This is a genomic window from Pedobacter cryoconitis (assembly GCF_014200605.1).
GTDB classification, from domain to species: domain Bacteria; phylum Bacteroidota; class Bacteroidia; order Sphingobacteriales; family Sphingobacteriaceae; genus Pedobacter; species Pedobacter cryoconitis_B.
The window spans coordinates 139,053-156,192 of the sequence record NZ_JACHCE010000010.1 but is presented as its reverse complement, the minus strand read 5'-3'; the positions used below and the strand labels follow the sequence as shown (position 1 = coordinate 156,192).

16 protein-coding genes are annotated in these 17,140 nt (G+C 37.8%); 6 read left to right on the top strand and 10 right to left on the bottom strand.

Features of this window, described 5'->3' with window-relative positions; genetic code table 11:
• Positions 1-25 precede the first annotated feature (25 nt).
• From HDE68_RS23250 to trpS, 7 genes are all read right to left on the bottom strand, one after another.
• Positions 26-2,866: a prolyl oligopeptidase family serine peptidase gene (locus tag HDE68_RS23250; RefSeq protein WP_183884626.1), complete on the bottom strand. Its 2,841-nt coding sequence runs from the start codon at positions 2,864-2,866 to the stop codon at positions 26-28.
• A gap of 175 nt (positions 2,867-3,041) precedes the next feature.
• Complete coding sequence (yidC, locus tag HDE68_RS23245) at positions 3,042-4,844, bottom strand: membrane protein insertase YidC (protein WP_183884625.1); 1,803 nt, start codon at positions 4,842-4,844, stop codon at positions 3,042-3,044.
• 20 nt (positions 4,845-4,864) lie between these two features.
• Entirely contained in the window at positions 4,865-6,481 is a 1,617-nt protein-coding gene (locus tag HDE68_RS23240) for a CTP synthase (RefSeq protein ID WP_183884624.1), read from the bottom strand.
• Positions 6,482-6,942: 461 nt separating this feature from the next.
• Positions 6,943-7,482 (bottom strand): hypothetical protein, encoded by a 540-nt coding sequence (locus tag HDE68_RS23235; protein WP_183884623.1) that lies wholly within the window; start codon positions 7,480-7,482, stop codon positions 6,943-6,945.
• 30 nt (positions 7,483-7,512) lie between these two features.
• Entirely contained in the window at positions 7,513-8,253 is a 741-nt protein-coding gene (gene kdsB, locus HDE68_RS23230; RefSeq protein ID WP_183884622.1) for a 3-deoxy-manno-octulosonate cytidylyltransferase, read from the bottom strand.
• Between the two features lies 1 nt (position 8,254).
• Positions 8,255-8,869 carry a deoxynucleoside kinase gene (locus tag HDE68_RS23225; RefSeq protein WP_183884621.1) on the bottom strand — a complete coding sequence of 205 codons (615 nt, stop codon included), beginning with the start codon at positions 8,867-8,869 and terminating at the stop codon, positions 8,255-8,257.
• A gap of 47 nt (positions 8,870-8,916) precedes the next feature.
• The gene (gene trpS, locus HDE68_RS23220; protein ID WP_183884620.1) at positions 8,917-9,915 is read right to left on the bottom strand and encodes a tryptophan--tRNA ligase; all 999 of its coding nucleotides are present in this window, start codon (positions 9,913-9,915) and stop codon (positions 8,917-8,919) included.
• Positions 9,916-10,269: 354 nt separating this feature from the next.
• Between trpS and gatC the strand changes: the two genes are divergently transcribed.
• From gatC to HDE68_RS23195, 5 genes are all read left to right on the top strand, one after another.
• On the top strand, positions 10,270-10,560 hold the full coding sequence (gatC, locus tag HDE68_RS23215; protein WP_183884619.1) for an Asp-tRNA(Asn)/Glu-tRNA(Gln) amidotransferase subunit GatC: 291 nt from the start codon (positions 10,270-10,272) through the stop codon (positions 10,558-10,560).
• Between the two features lie 82 nt (positions 10,561-10,642).
• Positions 10,643-11,407, top strand: coding sequence for an ABC transporter ATP-binding protein (locus HDE68_RS23210; protein ID WP_183884618.1), 765 nt, complete (start codon positions 10,643-10,645; stop codon positions 11,405-11,407).
• The gene (locus HDE68_RS23205; protein ID WP_183884617.1) at positions 11,407-11,955 is read left to right on the top strand and encodes a cob(I)yrinic acid a,c-diamide adenosyltransferase; all 549 of its coding nucleotides are present in this window, start codon (positions 11,407-11,409) and stop codon (positions 11,953-11,955) included. Before HDE68_RS23210 ends, HDE68_RS23205 begins: the two co-directional genes overlap by 1 nt.
• Positions 11,956-12,038: 83 nt before the next feature.
• On the top strand, positions 12,039-12,260 hold the full coding sequence (locus HDE68_RS23200; RefSeq protein ID WP_008240955.1) for a DUF2795 domain-containing protein: 222 nt from the start codon (positions 12,039-12,041) through the stop codon (positions 12,258-12,260).
• A 155-nt stretch (positions 12,261-12,415) separates the two neighbouring features.
• Positions 12,416-12,574, top strand: coding sequence for a lmo0937 family membrane protein (locus tag HDE68_RS23195; RefSeq protein ID WP_111632538.1), 159 nt, complete (start codon positions 12,416-12,418; stop codon positions 12,572-12,574).
• 43 nt (positions 12,575-12,617) lie between these two features.
• On the opposite strand, the gene HDE68_RS23190 is transcribed toward HDE68_RS23195, so the two are convergent.
• Together HDE68_RS23190 and queA are read right to left on the bottom strand one after the other, a co-directional pair.
• Positions 12,618-13,295, bottom strand: coding sequence for a 2-C-methyl-D-erythritol 4-phosphate cytidylyltransferase (locus HDE68_RS23190; RefSeq protein WP_183884616.1), 678 nt, complete (start codon positions 13,293-13,295; stop codon positions 12,618-12,620).
• 120 nt (positions 13,296-13,415) lie between these two features.
• A complete protein-coding gene (gene queA, locus HDE68_RS23185) occupies positions 13,416-14,465 on the bottom strand; it encodes a tRNA preQ1(34) S-adenosylmethionine ribosyltransferase-isomerase QueA (protein WP_183884615.1) in 1,050 nt (349 codons plus the stop codon).
• 193 nt (positions 14,466-14,658) lie between these two features.
• On the opposite strand from queA, the gene HDE68_RS23180 reads away from it, so the two are divergent.
• Entirely contained in the window at positions 14,659-15,903 is a 1,245-nt protein-coding gene (locus tag HDE68_RS23180; RefSeq protein WP_183884614.1) for an ABC transporter permease, read from the top strand.
• 21 nt (positions 15,904-15,924) lie between these two features.
• Here HDE68_RS23180 and HDE68_RS23175 read toward each other — a convergent pair whose 3' ends face one another.
• Entirely contained in the window at positions 15,925-17,133 is a 1,209-nt protein-coding gene (locus HDE68_RS23175) for an MFS transporter (RefSeq protein WP_183884613.1), read from the bottom strand.
• Between the last annotated feature and the right edge of the window lie 7 nt (positions 17,134-17,140).

Here is a 17,140-nt window from a genome sequence, read left to right as displayed (position 1 = left end):
TATAATCAAAACGAATAATGTGAGCTTATGGCTTCTCGTCAGTCAGCTCAAAACCCCATGTTTTACCTTTTTCTGTAGCAGGTATTCCACCAGTCATCCAAACCGGTGCCTTTGCGCCTTTCAGGTAATAATCAAAAAACTGCTGTTCACGGATCTGTATATCTTTTTTATTCTGACGAAGAACCAGGTTATGCGCTTCATTGTTATAATTTAATAACCATGAAGGTTTACCTAATCTTTTCAAAGCAGTAAACATTTCAATTCCCTGGTACCATGGTACGGCCCCATCAGCATCATTAGACATGATTACTATAGGTGTGGTTACTTTAGGTAAGGAGAAAAGAGGCGAGTTCTCTATATATAACTCTGGTTTTTCCCATAAGGTTGCACCAATTCTGCTTTGTTGTTTCTCATACTGGAATTGTCTGTTCATTCCGGTTTCCCAGCGGATACCACCATAAGCAGAAGTCATGTTTACTACAGGTGCCCCAGCCCAGGCAGCAGCATACATATTTGTAGCTGTAATCAGGTGTGCAACCTGGTAACCGCCCCAGCTTTGACCCTGGATACCAATTTTTGTACCATCTACCCAGCTATTTTTCTTTAACGATTCTACACCCGAGTTGATATATTCTTCAGCTGATTTACCAGGATGTCCGGTTTCATAACTAATATCAGGTGCAAACACCAGGTAACCATTACTTACAAAGAATGAAATATTTAATCTCGATGGAGTAGGGGCTGGTGGTTGATAATTGTAAAGGCCGTCAGTTAGTTTTTCATAGAAATAAGCAATCATTGGATATTTCTTGGCCGGGTCAAAATTCTCCGGTTTGTATAAAATACCTTCTGCTTTATGTCCTTTTGGCGTAGTCCATTTAACTAATTCTGCTGTACCCCAGTTATAGTTCTGCTGCTGCAGATTCGTATTGCTTAGTTTTGTTTCTGTTTTCAAATCAGCAGATACATATACATTAGGGGAGGCTGTGTAACTTGCTTTATCATAAATAAAACGTTCAGCTCCTTTTGCTTTAGCCAGTGAGGAGTATTTGAATTTGGCCATCACAGCTATTTCAGGGCTCTTATTATCACCAGCCTTTGTTTTGTAAAAACCTTTCTCTTTGGTTAGGTGGTTATAAGCATTCAACCATAGGTCATCTCTTTTACTGATGAATTGTGCAGTTGTATCTAAGTTCTCATAACGGAAAGTAATACTATTCTGTCTGCCAAATCCATTGGTCATGTTTTTAGGTGCAGATTTACCATCTGGTGTAAAGCTCCAGATGTCATATTTATCATAGATTAAAACCTGTTTATCTTCTTCAGTCCATCCGGCAAAGCCATAAACTTTAGGGTCATCAGGTAAGTCGTTGTCTTCATCAGCAAATTTTACCATAGCACTGGTATTTAGTGCTGTGATCTTTCCGGTAGCTACTGTATAGGCAGACCAGATTCCTGTTTTATTATTATAAAACAATACATAATTTCCACCCGGAGAAACAGAAGCTTTACCATCTAAAGCAGAGATGATCTTCTTCTTATTACCTGTTTTAGTATCAACCAGGTAATAGTCAGCGATTTTGGAGCCAGTCCATTGTGCTTGTGCACGATTTCCGAAGTCTGTAGAAGCTAACACGAAATTTGCATCGCCTTCTCTGGCAATACTGGCTTCAGAAAGTTTAATATCTGTTAACGGAACGATTTTAGGATCGCTGCTAAAAATATCAATTACCGCCAAATAACTTCTTTTACTTTCTTTGTCTGCATTTTTCAACTGAATAGGTTGTAAATAATCATCTTTATATCCCCATATATCCAGTTTAGCATGCTCAAAATCAACCAGTGTAGTATCTTTTTCCTTTTTTACAGGAGCAATGCCAAAGAATAACTTATTTCCATCTTTACTAAAAGTAAGTTTTCCATCTCCGCTAACTGCCCATTTAGCTGGCATACCATCAATTTCATAATCGACCAATGCCTGTGCAGTATCCAGGGTCAGGGTATTAAAGTAGATGCTGTAATCTTTGATTTCTTTTTTTTCAGGAGAGGTTTCTCCTAAAAATGCAACCTGTTCACTAGCCTCATCAAAGATGAAACCTTTAAAGTTACCTTTAGCACTAACTAATGTTTTGACTGTTCCTTTTTCGGTATTCAGTAAAAATACACCAGGCTTTGCTGTTTTATCTGTCTTAGAACCCAGGCAATCAAAAACCAGTTGTTTTCCATTTTTGCTGAATTCATATTCAGAAACGTATTTAAAAGTTCTTTCTGTTCCAGTTAGCAGATTTCTCAATACCAGGTCTGACCCGACTTTTTTAGCATCTTTTTTAGTCGTTTCTTTCGCAAAGAAATCATTTGCTCCATCTTCCTTTTCTTCAGCGGCAGATTTGGCTTTTTTAGCTGTATCTAAAAGTGGTTCCTTCTGATAAGCTAAAAAGTTTCCTGCATTTTCAGGTATTTTGAATGATTTAATTCTTGGGACTTTAACAATTGCAGCAGAAGTAAGATTGACAAAGCCTAAAGAGTCTTTAGTCATTTCCTCTGGTTTTTTCTTTTTAATTTTTTCCTGACGTGTAGTCGTAAATAATGGTTTAATCAGAAAAGCAGCGAATTTTGAATCTGCGCTGAATTTAGGTTTCTCACCTCTTGGTACATTAATTTTAGCAAGCCCGGTTAAGCTGCTTATATATAAATTTGCATCACCTTCTTGTTTAAGTATGGAATAGGCGGCCCATTGTCCGTTGTCTGATAACTGTTTAATACCGATACTTTCCCAGGAATCATAAACCGAATGATCGAGCGGTTTTTTCTGAGCGAAAGTAGCGGTCGCAAAGCATAAAAAAATAAGAGTAAGGGTTTTCTGCATAATGTGTGTTTGAATTTAAATCAGCCTTAAAATTTGTAATTTTTCACCAATATATGCCATTTGTATATTAAATTTTACATTTTTCACAAACAATCATCGTTTGCTAAAAGGTATTAAAACATAAAAGGCAGCCTTTCTTATTGAATGGCTGCCTTTTGCATTATCGAATGAATGATTATTTATTCTTTTTTTCCTGTGTTTTAACTTGTTGTTGCTGACGCATATAATCGTCTAAACGAGTCTGGAACTTAGATTTTTTCTTTTGCTCTTCAGGTTTCTTTTTGTTTTCCTTAAGGATATTGTGAATTTTCTCGTCGTTAACCATTGATTTAATCAGGAACTGCTGACCAAAAGTTAACATGTTCGCAAGGAAATAATAATAGTTCAGACCAGCAGGGTAGCTGTTCAGTACACCTAAAAATACAACTGGCATAATATAACCGATGTATTTCATTTGTCCTGTAGCGCCAGATACCTGGTTATTGAAATAAGTATAGATCAATGTAGAGATCGTCATCAATACACACATTAAACTTAAGTGATCACCAATAAATGGAATTGTAAATCCAAATTTAATGAAGTCATCATAGGTTGAAAGGTCATGCATCCATAAGAAACTCTGTCCTCTTAATTCGAATAAATTCGGGAAGAAGAAGAAGAAAGCCATTACGATAGGCAATTGAAGCAACATAGGTAAACAACCGCCCAGTGGATTTACGCCAACCTGTTTGTATAATTTAAGATATTCCTGTTGTAATAAAGTAGCATTGTCTTCACCTACTTTGGCTTTTATCTCATCCATTTCTGGTTTCAATATTCTCATTTTAGCCATAGAGATATAAGACTTGTAAGTCAATGGTGACAATACAACTTTTAAGGCGATAGTTAAGACCAGAATGATCAGACCATAATTCCAGCCAAAACCTTCAAGGAAGTTAAATACCGGCAATACAACAAACCTGTTGATGTATTTCAATGGCCAGTAACCCATTTCTACCAGTTTCTCAATTTCTTGTCCCTGAGCTTTTAATACTTTGAACTGATTGGTTCCGAAATAGAACTTCATTTTATAGTTCTGCGCATCAAGCTGGTTGAAAGGAAGACTTACTTTTGCATTATAACCCTTTACCTGGCCTGGTGTAGTCAGTATTCTTACACCAAGATTAACCTTGGCAAAAGGATCAGCAGGAATCAGGACAGCTGAGAAAAAGTGCTGCTTAAAAGCAATCCACTCAATTTTAGCTTTAGATAAGTTTTCTGTTTCATCTTTAGCAATACTCAGGTGATCTGGATTTTTTTCTACATACTTATAGTAAGGTGCAGAATATTGCTGTTCGTTTTTCAGCGATTTTTCCTGTTGAAGTAATACCGTTTCCCAATCCAGTGAGATGCTATCTCTCTGAATAACCTGGTTCATCCCTTTTAAGTTGATGTTAAAACCAACATTATGAGATTTAGGCTGCAAATCGTAAACAAACTCAATGTATTTATCCGCACTGTAATTAGCACGCATCACCATTGAATTGTTAGTTTGTGTTGCCGTAAAATAAAGGTCATTTGTTTTTACCAGTTTACCGCCAACGTTTAAGGTTAAGCCGAATGTGTTTTCGTCACCATCAAACAATACTACCGGTTTATCAAGGTAAGTTTTTTCACCTTTAACTTCTACAGCCTTAATTTTACCACCTTTATTAGTGAAAGTTAATTTTAAAGCTTCATTTTCTAATACAGTTGTAGTAGCTGTACCAGAAATATTTGTGCCGAAAGGACCTTTCAGCGCTGCTGAGTCTAGTTTTGGAGCCTCTGCGTTTTCAGCAAGAGCAGCCGGAGCGTGTTTAACACCAGCTTTACTAGCGGAATCAAGAGAAATCCGCTCCCGTTCTTTCTTCATTTCAGCCTCACTAGGCTTGAAGAAATAGAAAGAACCCGCCAAAACGATCATGATCAGGAACAATCCTGTGAATGTATTTTTATCCATTATTGTTATTTAAACGCGTATTAGTTTGTTTTTTTCTTCGCATACTCCATCGCAGCGGCGACAAATTTAACAAAAAGTGGGTGAGGATTAGCAACAGTTGACTTTAATTCCGGATGAAATTGTCCACCAACAAAAAACGGATGGTTTTTAAGCTCTACAATTTCCACTAAATGACTGTCAGGATTAGTACCTGAAGCGATCATACCAGCTTCTTCATATTGATTTAAATAAGCACTGTTAAACTCATAACGATGTCTGTGACGCTCATTAATATGTTGTTTACCATAAGCAGCAAAAGCTTTAGTTCCTTTTTTAAGATCACAAGGATAAGAACCCAGACGCATAGTACCACCTTTAGTCGTAACTGTTTTCTGATCTTCCATCATATTAATAACAGGATCTACAGTTAATTCATCAATTTCTGTTGTATTTGCTGTTTTTAAGCCCAGTACATTACGGCCAAACTCAATAACCGCACACTGCATACCTAAACAAATACCAAAGAAAGGAACATTATTTTCACGAACGTAACGAATCGCATCAATTTTTCCTTCAATACCACGGCTACCAAATCCAGGTGCAACTAAAACAGCATCAAGATGACCTAATTTTTCCTTCGTATTTTCGGCGTTAACCTCTTCAGAATGAATATATTCTACTCTTACTTTACATTCATTTTTAGCACCTGCATGAATGAAAGCTTCAATAATTGATTTATAAGCATCCGGTAATTCAACATATTTACCTACCAGACCAATTCTAACCTCGGAAGTTGGGTTTTTAAGTCTTCCTAAAAAGTCTTTCCAGCTTTCCATATCCGGCTCATTTTTCTGTGCCAGTTTAAGTTTGCTCAATACTGTTTTATCCAGTTGCTCCTTCATCATTAACAAGGGAACAGAATAGATTGATGAAGCATCAATAGATTCGATTACTGCATTTACATTTACATTACAGAACAGGGCAATCTTTTTACGGATATCCATGTTAATGTGCTGCTCTGTACGGCATACCAGAATATCTGGCTGAATACCATATTCCAGTAAGGCTTTAACAGAGTGTTGTGTTGGTTTGGTTTTAAGCTCACCAGCTGCTGCAAGGTAAGGGATTAGTGTTAAATGGATCACAATAGCGTTATTGGCACCGGCTTCCCATTTAAACTGTCTTACTGCCTCAATGAAAGGAAGGGACTCAATGTCTCCTACAGTTCCGCCAAGCTCAGTAATTACAATATCGTAATCTCCTGTTTCACCAAGGATACGCATATTACGTTTAATCTCATCAGTAATATGAGGAACAACCTGAACTGTTTTTCCAAGATATTCACCCTGACGTTCTTTGTTGATTACATTCTGATAAATACGGCCTGTAGTGATGTTATTGGCTTGTGAAGTCGGAACATTTAGAAAACGTTCATAATGACCTAAGTCCAAATCAGTTTCTGCACCATCTTCTGTTACGTAGCATTCGCCATGCTCATATGGGTTTAATGTTCCCGGATCAATATTGATATACGGATCGAATTTCTGAATGGTTACACGGTAACCTCTTGCTTGTAAAAGTTTGGCCAATGAAGCGGAGATGATGCCCTTACCTAAAGAGGAAGTAACACCGCCCGTAACAAAAATATACTTAGTCATGTTTGTGAGTTTGTGAAATAAAAGCCGCTTTTAAGGGCGTTTTTATTGTTTTTGTACGGGATACAAAGCTACGGAAATATTGTGGAACTGGAAAACTAATTATGAATCAAATCTTATTATCTGGAATCAGAGGGAGTATTATACAAAAAAAAGACCAGGTAAATTACCTGGCCTTTCTCAATGTTATATTTGGTTAGAATATGCTTGGTTGAATAAATGTTAAAACGCTATGCCATAACACTAAGGTAAATCTAATATTAATTTTACAATTTAGTATATACATTGTCTAATAAAATCACTTTTAATTGTAAGTTGCTGATATTCAGGTATATTAATTGTTGTTTTATTCTGGTTATAACTGTTTTTGTAAGAAAATCGCAATATTATGTTATTTTAACGTAAATAGGTAAGCATGGCCCATTAATTATAAAATGCTTATCCAATACACTAACATTGCTGCGCTATTTACAGCATTCGTAATAGTTTTTCACCTTTTTATCCTGTTCAGACCAGGCAATATATACCTTGCTTTCTTTGCCTAAACGATACTTGAAACCATTCAGGCCAGTCCTTTTTAATTCTTCAAAAAAGTTTTTATCCGGTGTATTATTGTCAGGTTTTTCTGATTCGGTAACGGCGGGTTCAATAAAATTTTCCTCATCAAAAAAAAGAGAAAGTTCCTCTCTCATAAACTGCAACTGTTCTTTCTTTTTTGCCAAATCAATACTTTCTTTATAATTGTCAAGCAATGCTGTAGCTTTCAGTGTTTTGGTGTAAATCTGATGACCACCCTTAGGGGTAATGGTAAAAACAAGCTCCATGTTTTTTGGCTCATCTCCTTTAAGCACAATTTTGAAAGTGTCTAATTTTGTGGTATCACTAAAAGAACGCAGGGCTATTTTAGTGTTGGATGCAGGATCATGCAGTCCGGCAGGCTCAGAAGGGCTACAGGCTGTTAAAAAAAAAGGCAGAATCAAAAAGTAAATATAAATGCTTTTCATGCAGAGGTATTTTATCCCTAAGATAGGGAATTAATTGCCCTTAATCCTAATGATCTTATCCAGATCTTCGGGTGTGTCAACGGCAATTGTCTCTAAATCAGTTACCTTGGTTTGTATTTTATAGCCGTTTTCTAACCATCTCAGTTGTTCCAGGCTTTCTGCAACCTCCAGTGAAGAAGGTTTAAGCTTCGTGATTTTTAACAGGGTTTCCGTTGTGTAACCATAAATTCCGATATGCTTATAGAACTGAAAGGTTTTTAGCCAGTCTTGCGGAGCTGCGGTCCTGATAAAAGGGATAGTTTGTCTGCTAAAATAAATGGCCTCCTGATTAGAATTAAGAACAACTTTAGGGATATTCTGGTTGAACAGTTCCTCTTCAGAAGATATTTTTTTGACCAGGGTCGCTAATTCTACCTTTGGATTTTGAAAACAAGAACTCAGCAAATCGATTTGTACAGGGTCAATATAAGGTTCATCTCCCTGAATGTTGATGATTACATCAAAGCCCCTGAAATTCTCAGCTACTTCTGCACAACGATCAGTGCCACTTTGATGATCTGGTCTGGTCTTTGCATATTCACCGCCAAAACGCTTTATTTCGGCAATAATTCTATCGTCATCAGTAGCTATAACAACTTTATCAAGGCTTGCAGAACTGCAAGCCTGTTCATAAACACGCTGAATCATACTTTTACCGTTGATATCAATCAGCGGTTTGCCCGGAAATCGTGTAGATGCATACCGGGCAGGAATAATTCCAAGTTTAGCCATTTTAAAAAAGTCCGTGTATTTCTGCTTCTATAGCTTGTATTACCGTTCCCAGATCTTCCGGGTTATTTGTGAAATCTAATTTATCCTTGTCCAGAATTAATAGCTTACCCAAAGAGTAATTTTTAATCCAGGCCTCGTACTTCTCGTTCAGTTTTGACAAATAATCTAAACGGATACTTGCTTCATAGTCACGTCCCCTGCGTTGAATATTGTTAACCAGTGTAGGTACAGATGCACGCAGATAGACCAATACATCAGGTGGTTTAATGAAAGAAGTGATGTTTTCAAAAATATCTCTGTAATTCTGATGATCTCTTGTGGTCATCAAACCCATTTCATGCAGGTTTTCTGCGAAAATATGTGCATCCTCATAAATGGTCCGGTCTTGTATAACATCCCGTTTATTGGTCTGGATATCTACGATTTGCTGAAAACGGTTGTTCAGAAAGTAAATCTGTAAATTGAAACTCCAGCGTTTCATATCACTATAGAAATCTTCCAGATACGGGTTGTTATCTACTTCTTCGTACAAAGCTTCCCAACCATAATTCTTAGCCAACAGGCTTGTTAAAGTAGTTTTACCGGCGCCTATATTGCCAACTATTGCTATATGCATATGATTTTTATGATGAGCTTAAATTAAGCTAAATTTATTAACAAATATTAAAATGGTTTGAAACCTATCAGTTCCCTAACGTCTTTTATTGTCTTTCTTGCACTCTCTCTTGCCTTCTCTGCACCAAGATTAGCGACCTTACGTAAATATTCAGTGTCTTTTGAGATCTCTTCAATACGTTCGCGGATTGGGGAATTGAAAATAATCATGTCTTCGGCAAGTTGTTTCTTGAAATCACCATAACGAATCTGGCATTTGTTGTAAAGTTCGTCAAAATGCGCAATGGTATCTTCGGTTGAAACAATCTTCATCAGGTCGAACAGATTTTGAATAGCCTCTGGTTTAGGCTGGTTCTCTTCTGTCGGGCCACCATCAGAAACTGCTTTTAATACCTTTTTGCGAATAATTTCAGGAGAGTCAGCCAGGTAAATACAGTTGGCATCACCTTCTGATTTTCCCATTTTTCCTTTTCCATCCAAACCAGGAACTTTAACCAGGTTTGCAGAATAACTGAAAGCAAAAGGTTCAGGGAAATAGGCTGAATCATATAAACGGTTAAAGCGGTTTCCAAAAGTACGCGTCATTTCCAGATGCTGCTCCTGATCTTTACCTACAGGGACTTTCAGTGCTTTATGGATCAGAATATCTGCAGCCATCAATGCAGGGTAAGTTAATAGGCCTGCATTCACATTATCTGGCTGAGAACGGACTTTATCTTTGAAAGAAGTACTTCTTTCCAGTTCACCCATATAAGCATTCATATTCAGGTACAGGTATAACTCAGTTACTTCCGGTACATCAGACTGGATATAAATTGTTGCGACCTCAGGATCAATTCCGCAGGCCAGATATTCTACCAATACATTTTTAACGTAACCATGCAGGTCCCCCGGAGTAGGGTGGGTAGTTAATGAATGTAAATCAGCGATGAAGAAGAAACAATTATATTCATGCTGCATTTTAATAAAGTTGGCTACTGCGCCAAAATAATTGCCAAGATGTAATTTTCCTGTTGGACGTATACCACTTACTACTATTTCTTTCATTTTGCTGGATTTGTTTTGCTGAAACCTGTAATGTTAAATATAAATTGGCTGACATAAATCCTGCCGGCAGAGGTTTCTGAAGGTCGAAATTAATAAAAAACCCTTATCCGAAGGTTTAATAATTAATTTTAATGTTTGAACAGACTGTATATGACCTATATAATATTGAGATCTGGTTAACAGCGATCTGCATGCACACTGAAGCTATGTTACGTCTGCTTTTCCCTCTAAACAGGTAGTTCACTATTAAAAAACCTTTGTATCAGAGGTGTATTCGTGTTCAGGCCACTGTTATCTTATCAGATATTGCTGACAAAATAGTATTTTTGAGCTAAGAAAAATATCCTTTAAAAGATGAACATAGATAAAGCGACGATTTATAAGGTAGCAGACCTGGCAAGGATTGAGATTGCAGAACAAGAAGTAAGTACTTTACAAGCTGATATGAATAAGATCCTCACTTTTATGGAGAAATTGAATGAGCTGGATACAGCAAATGTAAAACCACTTGTTTACATGAATCCAGAAGTGAATGTATGGAGAGAAGATGTGGTAAAGCAGGATATTGCTGTGAGTGAAGGATTGAAAAATGCTGCCTTGCATAACGAAGAGTTTTTTCTTGTTCCGAAAATACTCGATAAGTAATTTCGTTTGTAACAACAGGAGTCTTAATAGGTCTAACCTCAGAAGCTACTAAAAGCTTGTCATTGTTAAAATATAGGCGCAAATGGAAAAACCATTAATTGTTATCAAAGAAATAGGTCGTAAATATGTGATAGGAACTGAGGTTATCCATGCCCTGAAATCAGTTTCACTAAATATTAATAAAGGTGAATTTGTGGCCTTAATGGGGCCTTCAGGTTCAGGGAAATCAACTTTGATGAATATTCTGGGTTGTCTGGATACACCTAGTAAAGGAGATTATATCCTCAATGGAATTGATGTAAGCCATATGACTGATGATGCGCTTGCAGAAGTCAGAAATCAGGAAATCGGATTTGTATTCCAGACTTTTAACCTGCTGCCACGGTCTACTTCGCTGGATAATGTTGCTTTACCGCTGATCTATGCAGGTGTAACCAAAAAAGAGCGGGACAGACGTGCTTCTTTAGCATTAGAAAACGTTGGCCTGGGAAATAGGGTTACACACAAGCCTAACGAGCTTTCGGGTGGTCAGCGTCAGCGTGTAGCTGTAGCAAGAGCATTAATCAATGATCCTTCTATTATCCTGGCCGATGAACCTACGGGTAACCTGGATACTAAAACTTCCATTGAGATCATGGGGCTGCTGGAAGAAATTCACAGCAAGGGAAATACAATCATTTTAGTAACGCACGAAGAAGATATTGCTTTACACGCACACCGGATCGTGAGAATGCGTGACGGACTGATCGAAAATGATTATTTAAATACAGATATTAAAACTGTTTCTCCGCGTTTATCTAAGCTAATGGAGGCTGGAGACGATTTTGAGAAAATGGGACATAATTAATGAAAATATATACCAAAACTGGTGACAAGGGGCAGACCTCATTAATCGGGGGGACACGTGTCCCAAAATTTCATCTGCGTATAGAATGTTATGGTACGGTAGATGAACTGAATTCCTATATCGGCCTGATCCAGTGTCAGGACATTGATCCGCATGCACAGCAAGTACTAAAGGAAGTACAGGATCGTTTATTCACCATAGGCGCATCTCTTGCAGCAGATCCGGAAAAATCTAAAATGAAGATTCCTGACCTGAACCTTGCGGACATTAGTTTACTGGAGCAGGAGATGGATAAGATGAATGAAATTTTACCAGAACTTAAACATTTTGTGTTGCCAGGTGGTGATACTGTCGTTTCTTATTGTCATATTGCGAGATGTATTTGCAGGAGAGCAGAAAGGCTGACCGTAAATTTAGCTGTCGGCAGCTTTGTTGATGATAAGGTTACGATATACCTGAACAGATTAAGTGATTACCTGTTTGTATTGGCAAGGAAGCTTGGTTTTGATAAAAAAACGGATGAAAGTATCTGGTTACCAAGGTTATAAAATGGTGGAAAAAAAATTTGTTTTCATCAGTATTTTTAATATACTTTTGCAAAATAAATAAGAACAATAAAATAGTATAGAATATGTATTGGACATTAGAATTAGCATCGCATTTGGAAGACGCTCCATGGCCTGCAACAAAAGACGAACTTATTGATTACGGAATCAGATCGGGTGCACCAGTAGAGGTGATAGAAAACCTGCAAGCATTAGAAGATGACGGTGAACCGTATGAAACTATTGAAGAAATTTGGCCGGATTACCCGACTAAAGATGACTTCTTCTTTAACGAAGACGAATATTAGAAGCTATTTAAAATTTAAAAGCATTCTTGAATACGCATAATAGAAAGCCCCGGTGACGGGGCTTTCATTTTTTTGGAACGATGATTGTTTATGAAATGTCAGGAGTTATATAAAATTCAAATCATTTAATTAACAAATCAAAAAAAAATACTATTATGGGAAATTTACTTTATTTAGTTGCAGTCGTGTTAATCATTTTATGGGTAATTGGCTTTTTCTTTCATGGCTTCGGCGATGTAGGAGGTCTGATTCACGTATTATTGGTGATTGCAGTAATTGCAATTATCCTAAAAATAATTAATAGAGCAGCTTAAGAAAACCGCATAGCGAATATGATAGATAGAGGCTTCTGAGAAATCAGAAGCCTTTCTTTTTGAGCAGAAATGAAGCCATTTCCAGGTCCTGCTGGTAAGTTATTTTGATATTACTCCGGTCTCCGGGAAGCAGGTGGATAGAGAATCCTGCTCGCTCTACAACAGAAGCATCGTCTGTAAATTCATTCCTATAGGGCTGAAGGTAAGCCTTTCTGAGCTGTTCGACCTGAAAAGTCTGAGGAGTCTGGATCAGGTAAAGTTCATCTCTGCTTAAAGCCTCAGAGTCCTGTCCGTCACGTTTTATTCTAACAGAATCAACAGGCTGTATTGCAGCGATTGCATTCCCTTTTTCTTCGGCCATCTGATAAGACTGCAGGATAAGTTCTGCATTGACCAGCGGGCGTACAGCATCATGTATGGCCACAATAGCTTTGCCTTTAATATTTTTTAAACCATTACGTACCGAATCAAAACGTTCCTGACCACCTTTAATCACCTGATGCGGGATTTTGAAATCATGTTTGATACATAGTTCCTCCCAAAACAGATGCTGATGAATATTCAGGACTAAAATGATTTCTGGATTTAGGACACATTGATTAAAAGCTTCCAGCGTATGCATCAGAATAGGCTTGCCATCGAGCTCTAAAAACTGCTTGGCTACTGCTAAATTCATTCTGTTACCTTTACCGCCTGCAACAATTATAGCGTAATACTTCATCTCTTTTTCTTATAAGGGGTCAATGCTATGTCTTAAATTTATACATTTTATTAGCTTTCAGGACAAAAAAAATAGGAGAATCAAAAGATCCTCCTATTTTAATACAGTATTTTTTTGCAATTAGATGATCAGCATAGCATCACCGTAGCTATAGAAACGATATTTCTCTTTCAATGCAACTTCATAAGCATGTCTTACATAGTCATAACCTCCAAATGCACTAACCATCATCAATAGTGTAGATTCCGGGGTGTGGAAATTCGTGATCATTGAATTTGCAATGCTGAAATCATATGGAGGGAAAATAAACTTACTAGTCCAGTCATTTGCTGGTTTTAGTAATTTTCCTGAAGAAACAGCAGATTCAATTGCACGCATAGAAGTCGTACCTACAGCACAGATACGTCTTTTTTCATTTAATGCTTTGTTAACGATATTAGCTTGTGATTCTTCAATAATGAACTGCTCTGAATCCATCTTGTGTTTAGTTAAATCTTCAACCTCAACAGATCTGAAAGTACCTAATCCTACGTGAAGGGTTACTTCTGCAAAATTAATTCCTTTCAATTCAAGACGTTTCATTAACTCACGGCTAAAGTGCATACCAGCAGTAGGAGCGGCAACAGCACCTTCGTGTTTAGCGAAAATAGTCTGGTAACGTTCTTTATCCTGAGCAGTAGCTTTACGTTTGATATATTTTGGAAGTGGAGTTTCTCCAAGGATTTCAATGTTTTTTCTGAATTCTTCGTCAGTACCGTCAAATAAGAAACGGATAGTACGGCCACGTGAGGTTGTATTGTCAACAACTTCCGCTACCAATAAATCATCATCACCAAAATAAAGTTTATTACCTACACGGATTTTACGTGCCGGATCTACTAAAACATCCCATAAACGTAATTCTTTATTTAGTTCACGTAGTAAAAACACTTCAATTGTAGCACCTGTTTTCTCTTTATTACCGTATAAACGTGCAGGAAAAACTTTGGTGTTATTCAATATCATTACATCCTGATCATCAAAATATTCCAAAATATCTTTAAAGATTTTATGTTCAATTTTACCTGTATCCTTATGCAAAACCATTAAACGGGCTTCGTCCCTATGTTCTGAAGGATTATTTGCAACTAATGATTCAGGTAGGTTAAACTTAAATTGAGATAACTTCATGTTTTTATAAAATAATTAAGGCCGCAAATTTACGAAATTTAATGCTTATTAATGTATAAATATTTTTTCTGATAAATTTATGTTAATTTTTCACGGGCAGTATGCTCCGGATAAACGATCTCGTAAAGATATTTTAATAATAAACTCATTTATACTGTAACGTTTTCACCCTTTTTTAATCTAAAGTGTAATTATGATGATATTCAGACTTATAGGTGAAAGTTTCAGGTTTGCTGCCGATGCACTCCGTCAGAATAAACTCCGTACGACGCTCTCTTTATTAGGGATCACGATCGGTATATTCACAATCATTGCTGTTTTTTCGGGTGTAGACACATTGAGAAATAAACTACAGGAAAGTGTTGATAAACTGGGGTCTAACACGCTTTTTGTGCAGAAATGGCCCTGGGGTTTTGGCGGTGATTATCCTTGGTGGAAATATATTAACAGACCTGATCCGAGTTTGAGGGATTACCAGGCCTTAAAAGAGCGCATGGAAAATGTGGATGGAATTTCTTTTGAGGCATCTGCCAATAACAGGACAATCAAATACAGAAGCAGTTCTGTGAACGGAGTCACTTTAAATGCGGGTACTCAGGATTATGATAAAACCTGGACACTGGATTTTCAGGAAGGAAGATATTTTACTGAAAGTGAAGGTAAAGCTGGTGCTCCGGTTGCTATTATCGGCGCATTGGTTGCCGAAGGTTTGTTTAACGGCGAATCTGCTATTGGTAAACAAATTAAAGTAATGGGGCGCAGGGTGACAATCGTGGGTGTATTTAAGAAAGAGGGGGAAGATATGATTGGTATGTCACAGGATAAAAATGTACTGATCCCTTTAAATTTAGCCAGAGGCTTATTCGATGTTCAAAATGGCAATTACGGTCCTCAGATTACCGTAAGAGGGAAGGCTAGTATTCCTTTAGCAGAAGTTGAAAGTGAGCTTGAAGGGGCTATGCGTGCAATACACCGGACTAAGCCTGGTGCCGAAGAGGATTTTGCCTTGAATAAAACGACTATGATTTCCAATCAGCTGGACCTGATGTTTAAAATGGTCCGGATAGCGGGCTGGGTAATCGGAGGTTTTTCTATTCTAGTGGGAGGATTTGGTATCGCTAACATCATGTTCGTATCTGTTAAAGAGCGGACTAACATTATAGGAATACAAAAATCACTGGGTGCAAAGAATTATTTTATCTTATTGCAGTTCATGTTTGAAGCGATTGCACTTTGTGTTATGGGAGGATTGCTGGGGTTGCTCCTGGTCTATAGTCTGACCTTAGTCTTTACCTATGTAGTGAAAGTAGAAGTCTTTTTATATATGAAAAATGTAGTTATGGGAATTGGTATCTCCGTGATTATAGGAATGATATCAGGCTTCTGGCCAGCATACTCAGCGTCAAGACTGGATCCGGTAGAGGCCATCAGGTCTTAAGCTTAAAAAAAGCAGGCGGCATTATTTATCTAAGCCGCCTTGTCTTTGCTGTCTGTAATAAATCAGTACTGCCAGCACAAAACCTGTAAATACCACGGTCATACTAAATGGGAAGATGTACAGCATCCCAAAATGGCTGGCAACTCCGCCTACCAGCGGACCGGTGAGTCCAAGAGAAAGATCTATGAATAATCCATAACCTCCTAAGGCAGCACCTTTATTAGATGCAGGTACACGTCTGACGGCTTCTACACCAAGGGCCGGGAAAATCAGGGAAAAACCCAGTCCGGCTATACCAGCACCTGCAAGTGCAAGATGAGGGTTGGTAGCCAGTGCAAGGATCAATAAACCTATAGATTCCAATGCCAGACAGGCTATAGCTGTTTTCATCCCGCCATATATTTCTATGGAACGGCCAAAAATAAGCCGTCCTGTTATAAATAGCAGACTAAAAACAGATAAACATAAAACTGCTCCGCTCCAGTTTAAGGAGGCATAGTAAAGGGTTATGAATGTAGAAATCGTACCAAATCCGAGTCCTCCAAGAGCCAGGCAAATTCCATAAGGGGAAACTGTTTTAAGCACCTGAAGAAAGGGTTGTCTTGGTTCTTTATGATCTCCTCTTAAAGCTTTCTGACTTCTGGCATAAAAGAACCCCATAATTCCAACTACAATAATCAGCAGCCCAATGCTTCCTATGCCATAAGCATTGTGAAGAATCACTCCTAATGGCGCCCCTACTGCAAGGGCCCCATAGCTGGCAATACCATTAAAGGAAATTGCTTTGCCGGTATGCTGATCTCCAACGGCAAATATAGCCCAGTTGATCGGGCTGGCACCAATCAGGCCTTCTCCGAAACCAGTCATGAAACGGGTGAGTACAAGAACTCCAAGGCTTAGTGCCGGGGTATCTTTGAGATAATAAGCTACAAAAAGTAAAATACCGCTTAAGGCAAATCCGCTCATGCCAAGCAATACTGCTGGTTTTGGTCCTTTTTTATCAACAATGCTTCCGGCGTAGCCGCGAAATAAAAAGGTAGTTACATATTGTAAACTGATCACTATACCGGCAATCATTGGACTATAGCCCAGTTGCTGATGGATGAAAACGGGTAATACCGCCAATGATAAACCTATAGTAAAGTAGCCGAGAAAAGTAAATGTGACGAATTTTGTTATTGTTAAACGAATGCTTGCTGAAGTAGCATCCGGAATTGTATTTGCTTGCATAACCTTG

Excerpts from the sequence above, each read along its gene's own strand:
- HDE68_RS23250 (WP_183884626.1), bottom strand. The coding sequence starts at position 2,866 with ATGCAGAAAACCCTTACTCTTATTTTTTTATGCTTTGCGACCGCTACT.
- yidC (WP_183884625.1), bottom strand. The coding sequence starts at position 4,844 with ATGGATAAAAATACATTCACAGGATTGTTCCTGATCATGATCGTTTTG.
- HDE68_RS23240 (WP_183884624.1), bottom strand. The coding sequence starts at position 6,481 with ATGACTAAGTATATTTTTGTTACGGGCGGTGTTACTTCCTCTTTAGGT.
- HDE68_RS23235 (WP_183884623.1), bottom strand. The coding sequence starts at position 7,482 with ATGAAAAGCATTTATATTTACTTTTTGATTCTGCCTTTTTTTTTAACA.
- kdsB (WP_183884622.1), bottom strand. The coding sequence starts at position 8,253 with ATGGCTAAACTTGGAATTATTCCTGCCCGGTATGCATCTACACGATTT.
- HDE68_RS23225 (WP_183884621.1), bottom strand. The coding sequence starts at position 8,869 with ATGCATATAGCAATAGTTGGCAATATAGGCGCCGGTAAAACTACTTTA.
- trpS (WP_183884620.1), bottom strand. The coding sequence starts at position 9,915 with ATGAAAGAAATAGTAGTAAGTGGTATACGTCCAACAGGAAAATTACAT.
- gatC (WP_183884619.1), top strand. The coding sequence starts at position 10,270 with ATGAACATAGATAAAGCGACGATTTATAAGGTAGCAGACCTGGCAAGG.
- HDE68_RS23210 (WP_183884618.1), top strand. The coding sequence starts at position 10,643 with ATGGAAAAACCATTAATTGTTATCAAAGAAATAGGTCGTAAATATGTG.
- HDE68_RS23205 (WP_183884617.1), top strand. The coding sequence starts at position 11,407 with ATGAAAATATATACCAAAACTGGTGACAAGGGGCAGACCTCATTAATC.
- HDE68_RS23200 (WP_008240955.1), top strand. The coding sequence starts at position 12,039 with ATGTATTGGACATTAGAATTAGCATCGCATTTGGAAGACGCTCCATGG.
- HDE68_RS23195 (WP_111632538.1), top strand. The coding sequence starts at position 12,416 with ATGGGAAATTTACTTTATTTAGTTGCAGTCGTGTTAATCATTTTATGG.
- HDE68_RS23190 (WP_183884616.1), bottom strand. The coding sequence starts at position 13,295 with ATGAAGTATTACGCTATAATTGTTGCAGGCGGTAAAGGTAACAGAATG.
- queA (WP_183884615.1), bottom strand. The coding sequence starts at position 14,465 with ATGAAGTTATCTCAATTTAAGTTTAACCTACCTGAATCATTAGTTGCA.
- HDE68_RS23180 (WP_183884614.1), top strand. The coding sequence starts at position 14,659 with ATGATGATATTCAGACTTATAGGTGAAAGTTTCAGGTTTGCTGCCGAT.
- HDE68_RS23175 (WP_183884613.1), bottom strand. The coding sequence starts at position 17,133 with ATGCAAGCAAATACAATTCCGGATGCTACTTCAGCAAGCATTCGTTTA.